This window comes from Barnesiella intestinihominis YIT 11860 (assembly GCF_000296465.1).
Lineage (GTDB): Bacteria > Bacteroidota > Bacteroidia > Bacteroidales > Barnesiellaceae > Barnesiella > Barnesiella intestinihominis.
The window spans coordinates 494765-509197 of sequence record NZ_JH815204.1 but is presented as its reverse complement, the minus strand read 5'-3'; the positions used below and the strand labels follow the sequence as shown (position 1 = coordinate 509197).

9 protein-coding genes and 1 tRNA gene are annotated in these 14433 nt (G+C 43.3%); 8 read left to right on the top strand and 2 right to left on the bottom strand.

What is annotated here, in order from left to right; translation table 11 throughout:
• Nucleotides 1-87 precede the first annotated feature (87 nt).
• On the bottom strand, nt 88-2634 hold the full coding sequence (locus HMPREF9448_RS06920; protein WP_008861875.1) for a DUF5686 family protein: 2547 nt from the start codon (nt 2632-2634) through the stop codon (nt 88-90).
• 213 nt (nt 2635-2847) lie between these two features.
• On the opposite strand from HMPREF9448_RS06920, the gene HMPREF9448_RS06915 reads away from it, so the two are divergent.
• From HMPREF9448_RS06915 to HMPREF9448_RS06885, 8 genes are all read left to right on the top strand, one after another.
• Complete coding sequence (locus tag HMPREF9448_RS06915; protein WP_008861874.1) at nt 2848-3327, top strand: CYTH domain-containing protein; 480 nt, start codon at nt 2848-2850, stop codon at nt 3325-3327.
• An 87-nt stretch (nt 3328-3414) separates the two neighbouring features.
• Nucleotides 3415-3501 (top strand) — tRNA-Ser (locus HMPREF9448_RS06910).
• A gap of 747 nt (nt 3502-4248) precedes the next feature.
• The gene (locus tag HMPREF9448_RS06905) at nt 4249-4842 is read left to right on the top strand and encodes an RNA polymerase sigma-70 factor (protein ID WP_008861872.1); all 594 of its coding nucleotides are present in this window, start codon (nt 4249-4251) and stop codon (nt 4840-4842) included.
• 61 nt (nt 4843-4903) lie between these two features.
• Entirely contained in the window at nt 4904-5884 is a 981-nt protein-coding gene (locus tag HMPREF9448_RS06900; RefSeq protein ID WP_008861871.1) for a FecR family protein, read from the top strand.
• A gap of 129 nt (nt 5885-6013) precedes the next feature.
• Entirely contained in the window at nt 6014-7957 is a 1944-nt protein-coding gene (locus tag HMPREF9448_RS14915) for a SusC/RagA family TonB-linked outer membrane protein (RefSeq protein WP_008861870.1), read from the top strand.
• On the top strand, nt 7860-9530 hold the full coding sequence (locus HMPREF9448_RS14910) for a SusC/RagA family TonB-linked outer membrane protein (protein ID WP_262483658.1): 1671 nt from the start codon (nt 7860-7862) through the stop codon (nt 9528-9530). The genes HMPREF9448_RS14915 and HMPREF9448_RS14910 overlap by 98 nt, the downstream gene beginning before the upstream one ends.
• Nucleotides 9531-9541: 11 nt before the next feature.
• Nucleotides 9542-11344, top strand: a complete 1803-nt coding sequence (locus HMPREF9448_RS06890) for a RagB/SusD family nutrient uptake outer membrane protein (RefSeq protein ID WP_008861868.1) — start codon at nt 9542-9544, stop codon at nt 11342-11344.
• 177 nt (nt 11345-11521) lie between these two features.
• On the top strand, nt 11522-12613 hold the full coding sequence (locus tag HMPREF9448_RS06885; RefSeq protein WP_008861867.1) for an endonuclease/exonuclease/phosphatase family protein: 1092 nt from the start codon (nt 11522-11524) through the stop codon (nt 12611-12613).
• Nucleotides 12614-12969: 356 nt separating this feature from the next.
• Here the strand turns inward: HMPREF9448_RS06885 and HMPREF9448_RS06880 are convergent, their stop codons facing one another.
• A complete protein-coding gene (locus tag HMPREF9448_RS06880; protein ID WP_008861866.1) occupies nt 12970-14370 on the bottom strand; it encodes an MFS transporter in 1401 nt (466 codons plus the stop codon).
• Between the last annotated feature and the right edge of the window lie 63 nt (nt 14371-14433).

The window sequence follows — 14433 nt, the reverse complement described above, 5'->3', positions numbered from 1 at the left end:
ACGGCAAACGATTCCCCTAGCCACGCCATCGTTTCGACCGGGCAATGCACTATCACAAATCACAAAAAGAGTCAAGAGAAGCCACCCTCAAAACGAAAAATGCAAGGCGATACGTACCCCGCCTTTGCTCACGTTCGGGCTTTCCCGATAGGTCAATCGCCATACATAATCTACCCGCAAAATGGTAAATATATTATCAAGACCTACACTACATTCCATATAGGGCATTTTATCCATTTCGGTACTACCCTTCGGGAATACGAATAAATCTTTATTATACAGTGGATTATTCTTCTTGCTCAAACTACCGTACAAACCTCTGAACGCAAACACCTCTCTCAATTTCATATATTTCAACAGAGGGATACGATTGAACAAAGCTCCGTTTGCATAATAAGTAAAATCCCACGACACATACTGGTCGTTGATAAATTCGAGAGCATTCATCAAAGCATATGATTCCGGTTGAATCGTATAAGAAAGATTCGCATTAGGAAGTATCAACATAGGAAAAGGAACTTTGTCCCATACCTTTCCGGCCTTCACAATAGCATCGAAATAACCGAATGCCGAGAACCAAAAACGTTTCTGAATCCCAAATTCGGTATGATTATATGAATACTTGCTGCCCAAGAAATTTTTGAAAGCAAAATTATGAGAGAGTGTCAACACGGGAGCATCCAAATTGATTGGGAAACGTTGGCTTTTCGTTTGGTAAAATTTTTCATTGGGAGCGAAGCGCAATTTCACCTCAAAATTGGTTTGCATATAATCCTTTATCTTTTTACCGTATCCATCGATAAAAGCGATACGGTCGGTCGCCATTTGCTGTATCTCGTTACGAATACCCAAACCGAATGAAAAACCGCCCTTTCGTTCTTGCAAATAAGACAACTCGGTCTTTCTTAAATAAGTAGCTTTATTATCGCCCTTACGTTTCAAAGAAAGGAAAACATTGTCTTTATTCGTGTACAGATAATGCTGTCCCAATTGGTCTATGTCGTACGAATGGCTCAGCTTGATAGAATTGATGGGGAACTCCCGGGAATGAAATTTCTTCTTATTGAACGAATATTCTACTTCGCCCGAATATTTAACCTTTTCATCTTTGGTTCCATAAGCCACATAACCGCGAGCAAACCAATGTGGATTTAGTTGGGCGGTAGTTAGTCCACCTATTCTGAAACGAGCGCCCTCTATTTCATTTGCACTAATAGTCGTATTCATCGGCCCGAAATCGAACTTACTGTCTTTCCCTGTTTCTATATAACCGCTGATTAGTATTCCCAAAACTTTCTCTGTATAATAGAATACCGGAACCTCTCGTAGTCGAGCTAAAAGTTTATCTACGGCATTCTCCTTTTTCTTTACCGGCACATGACGATTGTCTACCCAGAACTCTTCCGGTTTTGCCTGAGCATCCACTTCTACTTTCTCCCGACCCTCAAAATCATAAACCGACAAATCGTCGGGAGGAGTAAAGGTAAATTTATCATAGGTGGTCATACGCCTTGCATACAATCCTTGCGTGGCAGGCATAATCCGGAACTCTATAATGGCATCGTCTTTCGTTTTAATACGCGTCCCGTCTTCCAAACGTTCATAATCCTGTTCGAGATACATATTCTCGACATAATTAAGATTGATATCCCGAGGCACGTTCAACTTCACCTTCTTGATAAAATAGGTCGAATCTCCTTCGGGCACATAAATATGACCTGTAAAGCCGAACGACTCCGAATTAAACGGAACAAAGCCTAAATCCACGCATTTCACGCCGTCTACCAGAATCGTATCTAATAAATAATACTTATAAAACGAAGTACCTATGTTGGACAAAGGGCTCACGAATCTATTATTCAACAGAGTAATATCATTCCTGAAAATATCGATTTCCCGGAATAAATCCTCACACAACATTTGCACGCTTTCTTGGCTGAATATTTCGTCGATTCCTGCCCGCTTAATACCGGTCACCACAGATTTCTCAGTTTCCGGGCTGCGACGATAATAATTCTCGGCGATCTTCTCCTTTATCGAAACAGTCAGAATAGGTTTGCCCGAAACCTCCGAAGTATCGACATAGTCAAAAATAAATTGGAATTTTTTGAAAAGCCACTTTTTCTTTTGTTCCTCCGAAAATTCATTCAGGGCAAAAGTCATCTTTTCATACTTTTCATAATTATAAAAATCGTGATTTTTCGGATCTCCTACGTGGCGACGCTCTATCAATTTTTTTACAAACTCCACTGCCGGATTATTTTTCTTACTGTATTTCTCCTTTTTCGGTTTCACGACCACCTCTTTCAAGACATAATCCGATGGAACCAAATCGATAACCAAATCATTCTCGGCTCCTTTCTTTACAAAAACCGTCTTCTCTCGATAACCCAACGTAGAAAATCGAACATTGAGAAAATTATCACGTACCGAAACGGCAAACTTACCGTCATCGTCCGTCATAAGTCCCTTATCGCTCCCCACAAAAAAAACAGAAGCATAAGATATAGGCTCATGGGTTATGGAATCTCGTACTATCCCCTTTATCACTGTCGCCTTTTGTGCCGTAGCCGAAATAGGAAGTCCTATAAATAATAGGCAAAGGGTTAATACCACATATATCTTTTTTGTCATAAAAGTCTCACAAACTGTATATTATAATTGGTCCCGATATTCGATTCTCTCGAATTTTCAAAATGCAAAAGTACAAAAAAACTGTCGGCTCTCGGAGTTTTATTATCTTCACTTTATGGGTTTAACAATGTTTAATAATGTCGGGATTTCTATTCTGCTTCTTAAACCAAATAAATGTACTATATTCGGCATTCTATTTATATATGTTAAATCATGAGTGCCGAAATAGAACGCAAATACACAGTAAAAGACCAGTCATACCGACAAGAATCAATCGAATGCAAATATTATAAACAAGGATACATCTCAATCGATAAAGAAAGAACCGTGCGCATACGAATTTCCGGGAATAATGCATTCATTACTCTCAAAGGCGTTACCACAGGTTGTACCCGTAAAGAATTCGAATACCCCATTCCGGTAGCCGATGCTGCCGAAATGCTCGGATCACTCTGTCTTCCTTCAATCATCGAAAAGAAAAGGTACATTTATCCCTATGCCGGACACAAATGGGAAATAGACGAATTCATGGGCAATAATGACGGACTGGTTATTGCCGAAATCGAGCTAAAATCAGAGTCGGAACAATTCGATTTACCTCCTTTCATAGAAACAGAAGTTACAGGCGACCCCCGCTATTACAATTCCAATCTGGCAAAACACCCCTATAAAACATGGAAAGAAAAAGAATAGTCAATTTGTTTTAGTTTTTTTTACAATTAAAATAATCTCTACTCGATTCTTTTCTCTACCTTTGCCCCTCGAAAATAATAGACCATTGGAAAGATGCCGGAGTGGTCGATCGGGACGGTCTCGAAAACCGTTGTACCCTTACGGGTACCGAGGGTTCGAATCCCTCTCTTTCCGCAAGCAAAAAGCGTAGTACTTTTATAATAAAGCATTACGCTTTTAGCATTTTAAATATACACAATATTTGAGTTCAGTAGATAATCAGTAAGGATTGTGGCTCAGTCGATAATTAACGGGGATTGTTCGTGTATATTCCCCTATTGCTAACACAGTTCGCCGTAACGCTACGGGACACGTCAGGGGAGAAAGGAATATATCCGGTATAAACAGACTGATACGATGGCGTTTTCAATCCCTCCGTCACTTCGTGACACCTCCCCTATTGCTAACGCCACACCCCGTAATGCTACGGGGCACAGCAATGGAGAAGTTTAAAATATTAGTGCTTTTTAACCCTCTCCCTCCTACCGTACCCCGTAACATGGCGGGGCATTTTGAATAACATCGGAGCAGAGGCGAAAGGGATATACATCTCACACTCTCCCCCTGTGTTTTGCGCAGCAAAATATAGGGGGAGTGCCCGCAGGGCGAGGGGATTAATACAAACAAAAACTCCCCCCAAATACATCGCCTTTATTTGGTGGTTAAGATGCAAGAAAATAGATGGAAAGTATACTCATAGCAAGGGGTAACCTTTTTACTGCAAAAAACTTATGAAATCTTTCCAACCACCCTCATTCATTAACATTAAAGTCTATCCCCACGGATTTTCTGCTGAACCTTAAAAACACTCCTCATAACATTCGGGTATTCGCAAATAAAATTCATTACATTCTTTTTCTTTATCCAAAATAAAATATACTTTTGTCAAAAAACAACACGGAGCCTTCCTGCTATACCATGAATCTTGAATTAGAGACATACCATCTAAAAAGACTTATCGAGGGAGATACCACATCATTCGATGCTATTTTTATACACTACCACCCTATTGTGCTCCGATTCCTTGTTGGCTTCATCAAAGACAAAGAACAAGCACAAGATATCGCCCAAGATATTTTCTGTAAACTATGGATATCGCACGACCGGCTCGGGCATATACAATCACTGAAATCCTATCTTTTCAAAATGTGCCGTAACGCTGTATACGACTCATTCGACAGACAAATAACCGAACAAAACTATCTATCCCATTTGGAAGAAACAGCCCCACAGTCTACCTCGGTCGAACACGAAATATACGCCAAAGAGCTGCTTAGCCTCATGGACGCGACCATCGCAAGTCTGCCGCCGCAAAAGAGAACCATATTCAACATGAGCCGAAAAGAAGGCCTATCCAACGATGAAATAGCCCTTCGACTGAACCTTAAAAAGAACACAGTCGAAAAGACCATCAGTTCCGTATTAACACAACTCAAAAAAAACATGTTAGCCGCCTTGCTTTTTCTCATTCCTTAAATAAAGTTAACGAGCAGGAAGTATTTCAATAGATATCCGTCTCCTGATAAAAGACGGAACCATGAATAACATTATACAAAACATAATACATAAATTTTTTAACAACAGCCAACCCTCAACCGACGATATACTTTTCAAAAAGTGGCTGCTCTCCCCCAAAAACCGAGAAGAAAAAGATCAAGCGATTTCAGAGATATGGGACTCTTGCCAAAACGAGACACCCGATGCATTTACATTATCCGAACTAGAAACATTCCATCGAAACAACTTTTTGCCGGGAAAAAGGGCCAACTTCCGCAGCACTATCTATAAAGCCGTTGCCACCATACTGCTTCCCATTTTGGGAGCCCTTTTCACTTGGTTGATACTCGACACACCCCAAGATACCGAACAACTCATCGAATGCTTCGTCCCCAAAGGAGAAAAAGCAAAGCAAATATTCCTTCCAGACGGAAGCGAGGTGTGGGTTAACGCCGAATCCATACTGATTTACCCCAACACATTCAAGGGCGACACCAGAACCCTGTTTCTCAATGGCGAAGCCAACTTCAAAGTATCCCGCGACAAAAAAAAGCCCTTCATCGTAAAAACTGCGACTCTCGACATCGAAGCATTGGGTACTACATTCAATGTAGAGTCATATAGCAACTCTCCACAAACGATAGCGACACTCGAAGAAGGAAAAATAAAAGTCTCGACCAAAGACTCCATACCGCATGAAACCATACTGTCTCCCAACGAACAATTCATATACGACCGCGACACACATTCACGCGAAATAAACATAGTCGATGCCCAAAGCCTCTCAAATTGGAAAGAAGGACAACTATATTTCAAAAATGCACCCTTCGGGAAACTGGTAAAAACGATCGAAAGAAAATACAACGTAACGATTCTTTACGACCAAGAAAAATACAAAAACAACAAGCTCACTGTAAAATTCGACCACGACGAAACGATAGACGAAGTATTGTCCATTTTGGAAGGGATACTGCAAAACATGAAATACAAAAAAAATAACGATATAATATTCATCAACTAAAAATCGACACCAATGAAAAAAAGAACCGGAGAAAACCACCCAAAACATTTTCTCCGGTTTGAAATCAGAAAAACACCTTACATTGTGACTTCAATTACAGTATTTATCTAAAATCTAATGCACAAAAATATGAATTTAAAAATTAAAACCAGCGAATCATCTAAAAAGAATTCGCTTAAAATTGCTTTTTTATTATATTTTCTTATCTCCGTTCAATTCGTTTTTGCCCAAAATCAAACAATCGATTTGAATATGACAGATAAGCCTCTATCCGAAATATTCAAATCGATAGAAAAACAAGCCGACATCTCCGTTGATTTTGACGAAACGCAAATCAATATTCATCAAAAAATATCGGTGAACATCAAAAACAAAAAACTCACCGATGCATTATCGATGATTCTAAGCCCCTTAAAATACAAATACGCAATACAAGGGAAACATGTAATTATAACCAACGAAAAAAACAGACAAAAGTCCGAAAGTATCGTGGGATTCGTAAAAAATCCGAATGGCGAACCGCTCATCGGCGCATCCGTATTGGTTAAAGGGACAAACAATGCCGTATCGACCGACATCGACGGACGGTTTCACATCAAAGCCACCCCGAAATCCCGATTGGTCGTTTCATACGTGGGACACAACACACAAGAAATTGCCGTCACACCGGGCATCACAATGAACATCGAGCTGTCCGAGAAAACCAATATTATGGACGAAGTTGTAGTCGTGGGATACGGTACGCAAAAGAAAGCCAATTTGATCGGAGCTGTCGGATACACCGACCACAAACAGTTAGAAAAACGCCCTGTCAATAATTTAGGACAAGCCCTGCAAGGTGCGATACCCAACTTGAATATCTCATTCGGCTCTGGAAAACCCGGAGAAAAAACCCGCATGAACGTCCGGGGATTCGCATCCATCAACCAAGAATCCAAACCTCTGATCCTAATCGATGGTATGGAAGGAAACATCGATAAAATCAACCCTCGTGACGTCGAGTCTATTTCGGTTCTTAAAGACGCTTCTTCGGCTGCCATCTATGGAGCCCGGGCTCCCTTTGGAGTGGTACTGATCACGACAAAGAAAGGTGAGTCGGGTAAAACCCAAGTGAACTACAACGGAAGATTCAGCTTTTCAAAACCCACTACAAGAACCGACTTCTTAACCACAGGATACGATGCCGCCATGCTCGTTGACGAATTCATGCGATCATACAACGGTGTCACCTACACCCGTTTCACTTCCGACGACTACAAAGAATTGGAGGCAAGAAGATTTGACAAAACAGAGAATCCCGAAAGACCCTGGACCGTCGTACAAAACAGAGGTGGTGTAGAATCTTATATGTACTATGCCAATTTCGACTGGTACAACTATTTGTTCGACCAGTCACGCCCCACTTGGGACCACAACCTCAGCATCTCCGGCGGGAATCAAAAAATAAACTACCTGTTAAGCGGGAATTACGGGACACAAGACGGTATCTATCGGCAAAACACCGACAAACTCCGAACAGCCAATTTAATGGCAAAAGTCAGTGCGGATGCCTACAAATGGTTAACCGTCAAATTTATGGCTCGCCTATACGACTCCAAATATACGGCTCCCGGTGTAGGGCACGGATACAACATTCCTAGCCTCACGTTCCATGCGATGCCCTATCTGATGCCTTATAACCCCGACGGAACTTGGGTTTACCAAAATCCCATTCAAGCATCCGGTCCCAGCGATGGTATACATATTCTGATTGGAGACGGAACCACCAAGTCGATAGAGGAAAACCGATACATGACCTACTCTTGGAGCACCATATTCAAAATCATGAAAGGGCTGACTTTCACTGCAAACTATAACTTCAAACACAGTACCACCGATTACATGGAGCGCTCCACTCAGGCAAAATACTCCCAATACCCCGGTGTCGAAGAAGTGGCACAAGCCTCTTGGTTCTCAAACAAACTGATCCAAGAGTATGAAAAAAAGTTTCTATCACAGTGTAGATGCCTATCTAAACTACGACAACACGTTCAACTCGCATCACGTATACGCTGTGGCCGGATTCAACTATGAGCAAAACCACTACAAACACCATTATGCCACAAAACTGAATATCCAGTCCGACGAACTGAACGACTTCAACCTCGGTGAAAAAGGAAAAGACGTGACAGTACAGGGAGGACAAAGCAAATGGGCCTTATTGGGTTACTTCGGAAGAATCGGATACGACTATGCCGGAAAATATCTGGCCGAGTTCAACATACGATGGGATGCCTCTTCTCGGTTTCCCAAAGACCACCGCGCCGGACTCTTCCCCTCTTTTGCCGTAGGCTACCGAATGAGCGAAGAATCTTTCTTCGACCCCATACGCAAAGTATTCTCTAACTTTAAGATACGACTCAGCACCGGATCTCTGGGCAATCAAGCCATATCCGACTGTTATCCATACATACAAAAGCTGAATATGCAAGGCTTGGGCGGATATCTCATGAACGGCGAACCCGTCACCTATGCTGCCGTCTCGGCCCCTCCCTCGGGGAAACTCACTTGGGAAACCGTTATCCACCACAATTTGGGACTTGACCTCGGATTCTTCGACAATAGGCTCAACCTCAGTGCCGACCTGTTTATCCGCGATACCAAAGACATGTTGGTTCCCGGGAAAATGCTCCCCGGCGTATACGGTGCGACTCCTCCGAAAGAAAACGCCGCCGACCTGCGCACAAAAGGATTTGAGTTGGCAGTAAGCTGGTACGATCAATTCAATCTTGGAAATAAACCGTTCAGCTACAACCTATCTTTCGGGCTATCCGACAGCAAATCGGTGATTACAAAATTCGACAATCCCATGAAAGAATTCGCAAAATCGAGCTACTACGAAGGTATGACCATCGGCGAAATCTGGGGTTACAAAATCGATGGACTTTTCCAGACTGACGAAGAAGCAGCCGCCTATGCCAAAGCCGTAGACAATAGTTACGTCTGCGAAAACATATTCGTTACGGCAGTAGGCGACTACAAAGGACTACAAGCCGGTGACCCCAGATATGTAGACATCGACGGAAGCGGCCGCATCGACGACGGTGAAAAAACGGCCGACAATCGTGGTGACATGGTCATCATCGGTAACAAAGAACCCCGATATCTCTACAACGCCAACATCGGACTCAGCTGGAACGGAATAGACATCTCGGCCTTCTTTCAAGGAGTCGGTCGGCAACACCGCTACCCCGATGGAAACAACATGATGTTCTGGGGAGGTTTTGCACGACCCTATTCCTCTTTCGTACCCGCCAATTTCTTGGACAACGTCTGGTCCGAAGAAAATCCGGATGCCTATCTCCCCAAAATCAGAGGATACGCCGCACAAGGCAACCGTTCGTTGGCTCACAAAAACGACCGATATCTCCAAAACATAGCCTATTGCCGATTAAAAAATCTGACCGTAGGCTATACCCTACCCACAGAATGGACCTCGAAAATTAAACTCGACCGGTTAAGAGTATATTTCAGTGGAGACAACCTATTCACTTGGACAAAACTGAAATCAGACTATATCGACCCCGAGCAAATCACAGTAAACAGCGACGCCCGAACTTATCCTTTTTCCAAAGTATTTTCATTCGGACTTGATATAACTTTTTAACCACTATCATCATGAAAAAGAACATTATATTATATAGTTTCATTGCCCTTTTATCGGGCACTGCCGGTTGTTCCGATATGTTAGATGAATACCCTCTCGATGCCATATCCCCGGAAACCTACTACAACAACGCCGATGAATTACGCAGTGCGACCAACCAATTCTACGGAATGTTTCCCGGTGCAGCTTCGGGATATACCGAATCGGCCGATGTCGTTTGCACATTCAATCTACCGGCCGAAGTACAAGGCATACGCACCGTACCCACATCTGGCGGAGGCTGGAACTGGGAATACCTCAGAGCTGTCAATTTCTATCTAAGCCACTCGGTGCGCTGCGACGATGTCGATGCAAGAGAGCATTTCGATGGTATAGCCCGCTTTTTCAGAGCATATTTCTATTTCGAAAAAGTGAAACGTTTCGGCGAAGTGCCTTGGTTCGACAGAGAACTTTCCTCCACCGATCCCGAGTTGTTCAGGCCACGAGACAGCCGCGACTTCATCATGGATAAAATCCTTGACGACCTCACTTATGCCATCAATAACATCTCCGACAAAAAAGACCTATACAACGTAACCCATTGGACCGCCCTAGCCCTCAAATCGAGAATATGTCTGTTCGAAGGCACATACCGTAAATATCATGGGATTCCCGGCTATGAAAAGTTCTTGGACGAGTGCGCCACGGCTTCCAAACTGTTTATCGACAATGCCCCCTACGCCATCTACAAAACAGGAGCACAACCCTATCGAGACCTTTTCTCCTCGATGAACGCCATCGAAGAAGAAGTTATATTGGCTCGTGACTACGACCGGGCTCAAAATGTCATGCACGAGGCAAACGCAAACACGTTGTCACCCACCTACGGACGTCCCGGCATGAACAAGAAAATCGTAAACAGCTACCTCATGACCAACGGTGACCGCTTCACCGACCAACCCGGCTATGAGACCATGCAATACTACGACGAAATGCAGAACCGCGACCCCCGCCTCACACAAACCGTCGTAGGCCCGGGCTACATGCGTATCAACAGTACCACCGTATCATCTCCCAACTTCGGAGCTTCGACCACCGGATACCAAATCACCAAATGGGTAACCGATGCATCGGGCGACGGATACTTAGGATCTTCCAACGACTACATTCTGTTCCGCGCCGCCGAAGTCTACTTGAACTACGCCGAAGCGAAAGCCGAGTTAGGAACCTTGACACAGGACGACCTCAAAATCTCCATCAAGAAAATCCGCGACCGCGTGGGCATGCCCAACATCGATATGGACGCTGCCAACGCAAATCCCGACCCCTATCTGTGCGCTCTGGAAAGCGGGTATCAAAACGTTACAGGCCCTAACAAAGGAGTAATCCTCGAAATACGTCGCGAACGCACCATCGAACTGCTTCTCGAAGGATTCCGTTACTACGACATTATCCGATGGAAAGAAGGAAAAATATTCGAACAACCGTACAAAGGAATGTATTTCCCCGGGTTGACAAAAGGATCGGGCGAAAACCGCTACGACGTGTTCGACATGAACGATGGAACCGTGGGTGACAAAGAAAAAGTGGACATCTGCATATACACCGGCAAAAAGCCCTCTGTAAAGAACATTCGCAAATTCTACAAACTGGGAGACGAGTTCGTCTTGACCGATGGAGACAAAGGCAACATCATCTGCCACGACATCGAGAAAGAACCCCGCCAATGGAGAGAAGATAGGGACTATCTATATCCTATCCCCACCCAAGAACGGCTACTTAGCAACGGGACGCTCTCTCAAAATCCAAACTGGGACGATGGCCTCGATTTCTAACAAACCGGCAATGACATTTCCGACCCTTAGTAGGAAAAAAGACCAATGACAGGCAATAACGATAGTTGGACAACATTTATGTTACATTTCCATAAATACGTCCAATTATCGTTATCTAGATTCTTAAATCCCACAAGTAAATAACATCTTTATATAATTACTTTTTATTTATAAATTATGAAAATTACAAAGAAAAGCATCACATTATTATTAGCCGGATTACTTTGTGCGTCAAACTCTTTCTCTCAAACCTATCCCAAGCAAGACGGAGTAATCCGATTACTCACCTACAACACCCACTACTGCAAAGGCGGCACAGATCCGGGAAGCCTCAATAATTTGAATACCAAACGGTTCGCAAACATACTTAAAGCGCTCGATGCCGATGTCGTCGCCCTGCAAGAATTGGACAGCGCAGCCAACGGTCGTTGGAAAAGGGTGCTCTTAGACGACATCGCCAAATGGAGCGAGCTCGACTATGTACAAGTATACGGCATAGCTGCCGATTACGATGGAGGCAGTGTGGGCAACGGAACACTGGTGAAACGCTGGTTGCCTATCAAAAAAATAAAAAAGATGAAATTGAGTAGCGATGTAGGACGTATATTGATAAGAACCGACTTCGAGGATTTCTCGTTCATGAGCACCCATTTGGACTTAGACGACAAACATCGCATGAACGAAGCAGCAGCCATCTGCACCGAATTGGACTACATACGCAAACCGGTATTCTTGGCCGGAGACATGAACGATTCCCACAGATGGAAAAACCTAGCATTCAGCGTTTTCTTGGAAGACTTCCAGATTTTCAGCGACACCGAAGGCAACACGATACCGGGACGGGAAGAAAATACAGCTTGCATAGATTACATTCTTTTCCACGATTACAAAAATTCGGGCATTCAAAATATAGAATCACACATTGTCAGAACAATCACCATCGATGGGCAAACAGTAGACCTTAAAGATATCTCGGACCACTACCCCGTATATGTCGACATCAAAATTCCCGGCATGAGTGCGATACAGCAAACAACAAAAAATAACTTGGAAATAAGACTCCAACTAAGCGACTGCGAACTATCTGTATTCTCAGCCGAACCTATCAACGAAATAGAAATCTTCTCGTCCAATGGTTGCCTCATTCAAAGAAATCAAGGCGAGAACCTACAAACGACAAACATACCGCAATTACCCGCCGGTATCTACTTGGTAAAAGTAAAATCAGAAGAAGGATACACGGTCACCAAAAAGATACTAAAACGATAATACGCTCACAATAAGCTCATAATGTCACACTCAATAAAAAAAACGATAGTCAACTATCGTTTTTTTTATTGCCATAACCCAATGTGTAATCATTTTGGAGATTGCAAGTAGTTCTTGTGAGGCTTTCATATCCGGTTTCTTTGTGAGATAATGTCTATAATCATTATCTGATGAAACTGGCACATTTCCCGATTACACTATCGTCCTCACAAAAAGATTAAAAATTACCCTCTTTTATCAAGTAGAAAACAAAGATAGGACAAAGTCTTCCACAATGACAGAGCCTTTAAACGATACAATAATACACCGGCTTTTCAAACCGATCACAAACTCGATACATTTAGATTCTATTTTTATTACTTCGGCATACTCACCTTCAATCGACAACAAGAAGAAAACGCACCGCACAAAGTCAAGATTCCGGCCAACAACATGGCATCATGAGGAGCGGAATCACCATACAAATGAAATAGCAACGCAACCAAAGCTGCTCCTACGGTTTGACCTATCAACCGAGCTGTCGCCAACATTCCGCTAGCACTACCTGTACGTTGAGGTGGAGCAGAACTAAGCAACATATGATTGTTCGGAGACTGGAACAATCCGAAACCCATTCCACACAACATCAACCGCCACACAAGCCCGAAGTGCCCTGTTTCGGTAGGAATAAATGAAAGACAAAAACAACCGACACTCATAATAGTTAACCCAACCCCACCCAAAATACCGGGGTGAACCTTCCCGATCATCAATCCCGCAAGCGGTGCGACAAACACAATTACCAACGGCCACGAGGTCATTAACAACCCCGTGCCAACAGCATCATAATGGAAAGTGGTTGCCAATAAAAAAGGCATGGCTACCAGACTCAACATTTGAGCCGTAAATGAAAGAATACTCGTCACAACCGACATCGAAAAAATAGGAATTTTAAGCAAATCGAACGGTAACATTGGATACCTCTCCCTAAGTTGCATACGCACATAAAATGTACCTATAATGACAAACGAAACAATACCTCCCAAAACCCAAGTAACAGGAACATCATGGGAATAGGCCTCTACACACCCGATGAACAACCCGAACGTCGCAGCATTCAACAAAGCCTCCTTCCAATTAAACCGATGCCCCAAAACTCTAACTGCATTATCGGGCAAATATCTACGCCCCATAAAAAAGGTAACTACACCAACAGGGACATTGATGGCGAACAACCAGGGCCAAGAAGCGACAGACAATATACCGGCGGCCAAAGTAGGTCCCGCTACCGATGCTATGGCCACTACGGTCGCATTGAGCCCAACCCCTTCACCCAACCTCCGCTTGGGATAGATCAGCTTAATTAATGAAGTGTTCACACTCATAATCATAGCCGCTCCAAAGCCTTGAAATACACGAGAAATCACGAGCAATGACAAATTATGGGATAGCGCACAAAACAACGAACCGATTGTAAACACGATAACACCCCTCAGATAAACTTGCTTATACCCCCAGCGCTCACCCATCGACGCAAAAGGAAGAATAGTCATCATAATAACCAACTGGAACGCATTGACTATCCAAATAGAATCCGACGATGAAACACCAAGCTCCCGGGCAATACTAGGCAACGCCACATTACATATCGAACCGTCGAGTACCGAAAGAAACAATCCACAAAAAGTAGTGGCTACGGCATAATAAATACGAGGACGATGCAAACCGTCCCAGTCCAAATCTCCAACAATCTTTTCTTCCACCTCATTCCCTTCCATACTCAATTATCTAAAACACACAAAAGACTTCCGCCTGTTATAACTTTATACAGCCATGAGCAA

What these genes read in the sequence shown, in the direction of transcription:
- HMPREF9448_RS06920 (WP_008861875.1), bottom strand. Translation starts at nt 2,634, where the DNA reads ATGACAAAAAAGATATATGTGGTATTAACCCTTTGCCTATTATTTATA.
- HMPREF9448_RS14910 (WP_262483658.1), top strand. Translation starts at nt 7,860, where the DNA reads ATGAAAAAAAGTTTCTATCACAGTGTAGATGCCTATCTAAACTACGAC.
- HMPREF9448_RS06915 (WP_008861874.1), top strand. Translation starts at nt 2,848, where the DNA reads ATGAGTGCCGAAATAGAACGCAAATACACAGTAAAAGACCAGTCATAC.
- HMPREF9448_RS06880 (WP_008861866.1), bottom strand. Translation starts at nt 14,370, where the DNA reads ATGGAAGGGAATGAGGTGGAAGAAAAGATTGTTGGAGATTTGGACTGG.
- HMPREF9448_RS06900 (WP_008861871.1), top strand. Translation starts at nt 4,904, where the DNA reads ATGAATAACATTATACAAAACATAATACATAAATTTTTTAACAACAGC.
- HMPREF9448_RS06885 (WP_008861867.1), top strand. Translation starts at nt 11,522, where the DNA reads ATGAAAATTACAAAGAAAAGCATCACATTATTATTAGCCGGATTACTT.
- HMPREF9448_RS14915 (WP_008861870.1), top strand. Translation starts at nt 6,014, where the DNA reads ATGAATTTAAAAATTAAAACCAGCGAATCATCTAAAAAGAATTCGCTT.
- HMPREF9448_RS06890 (WP_008861868.1), top strand. Translation starts at nt 9,542, where the DNA reads ATGAAAAAGAACATTATATTATATAGTTTCATTGCCCTTTTATCGGGC.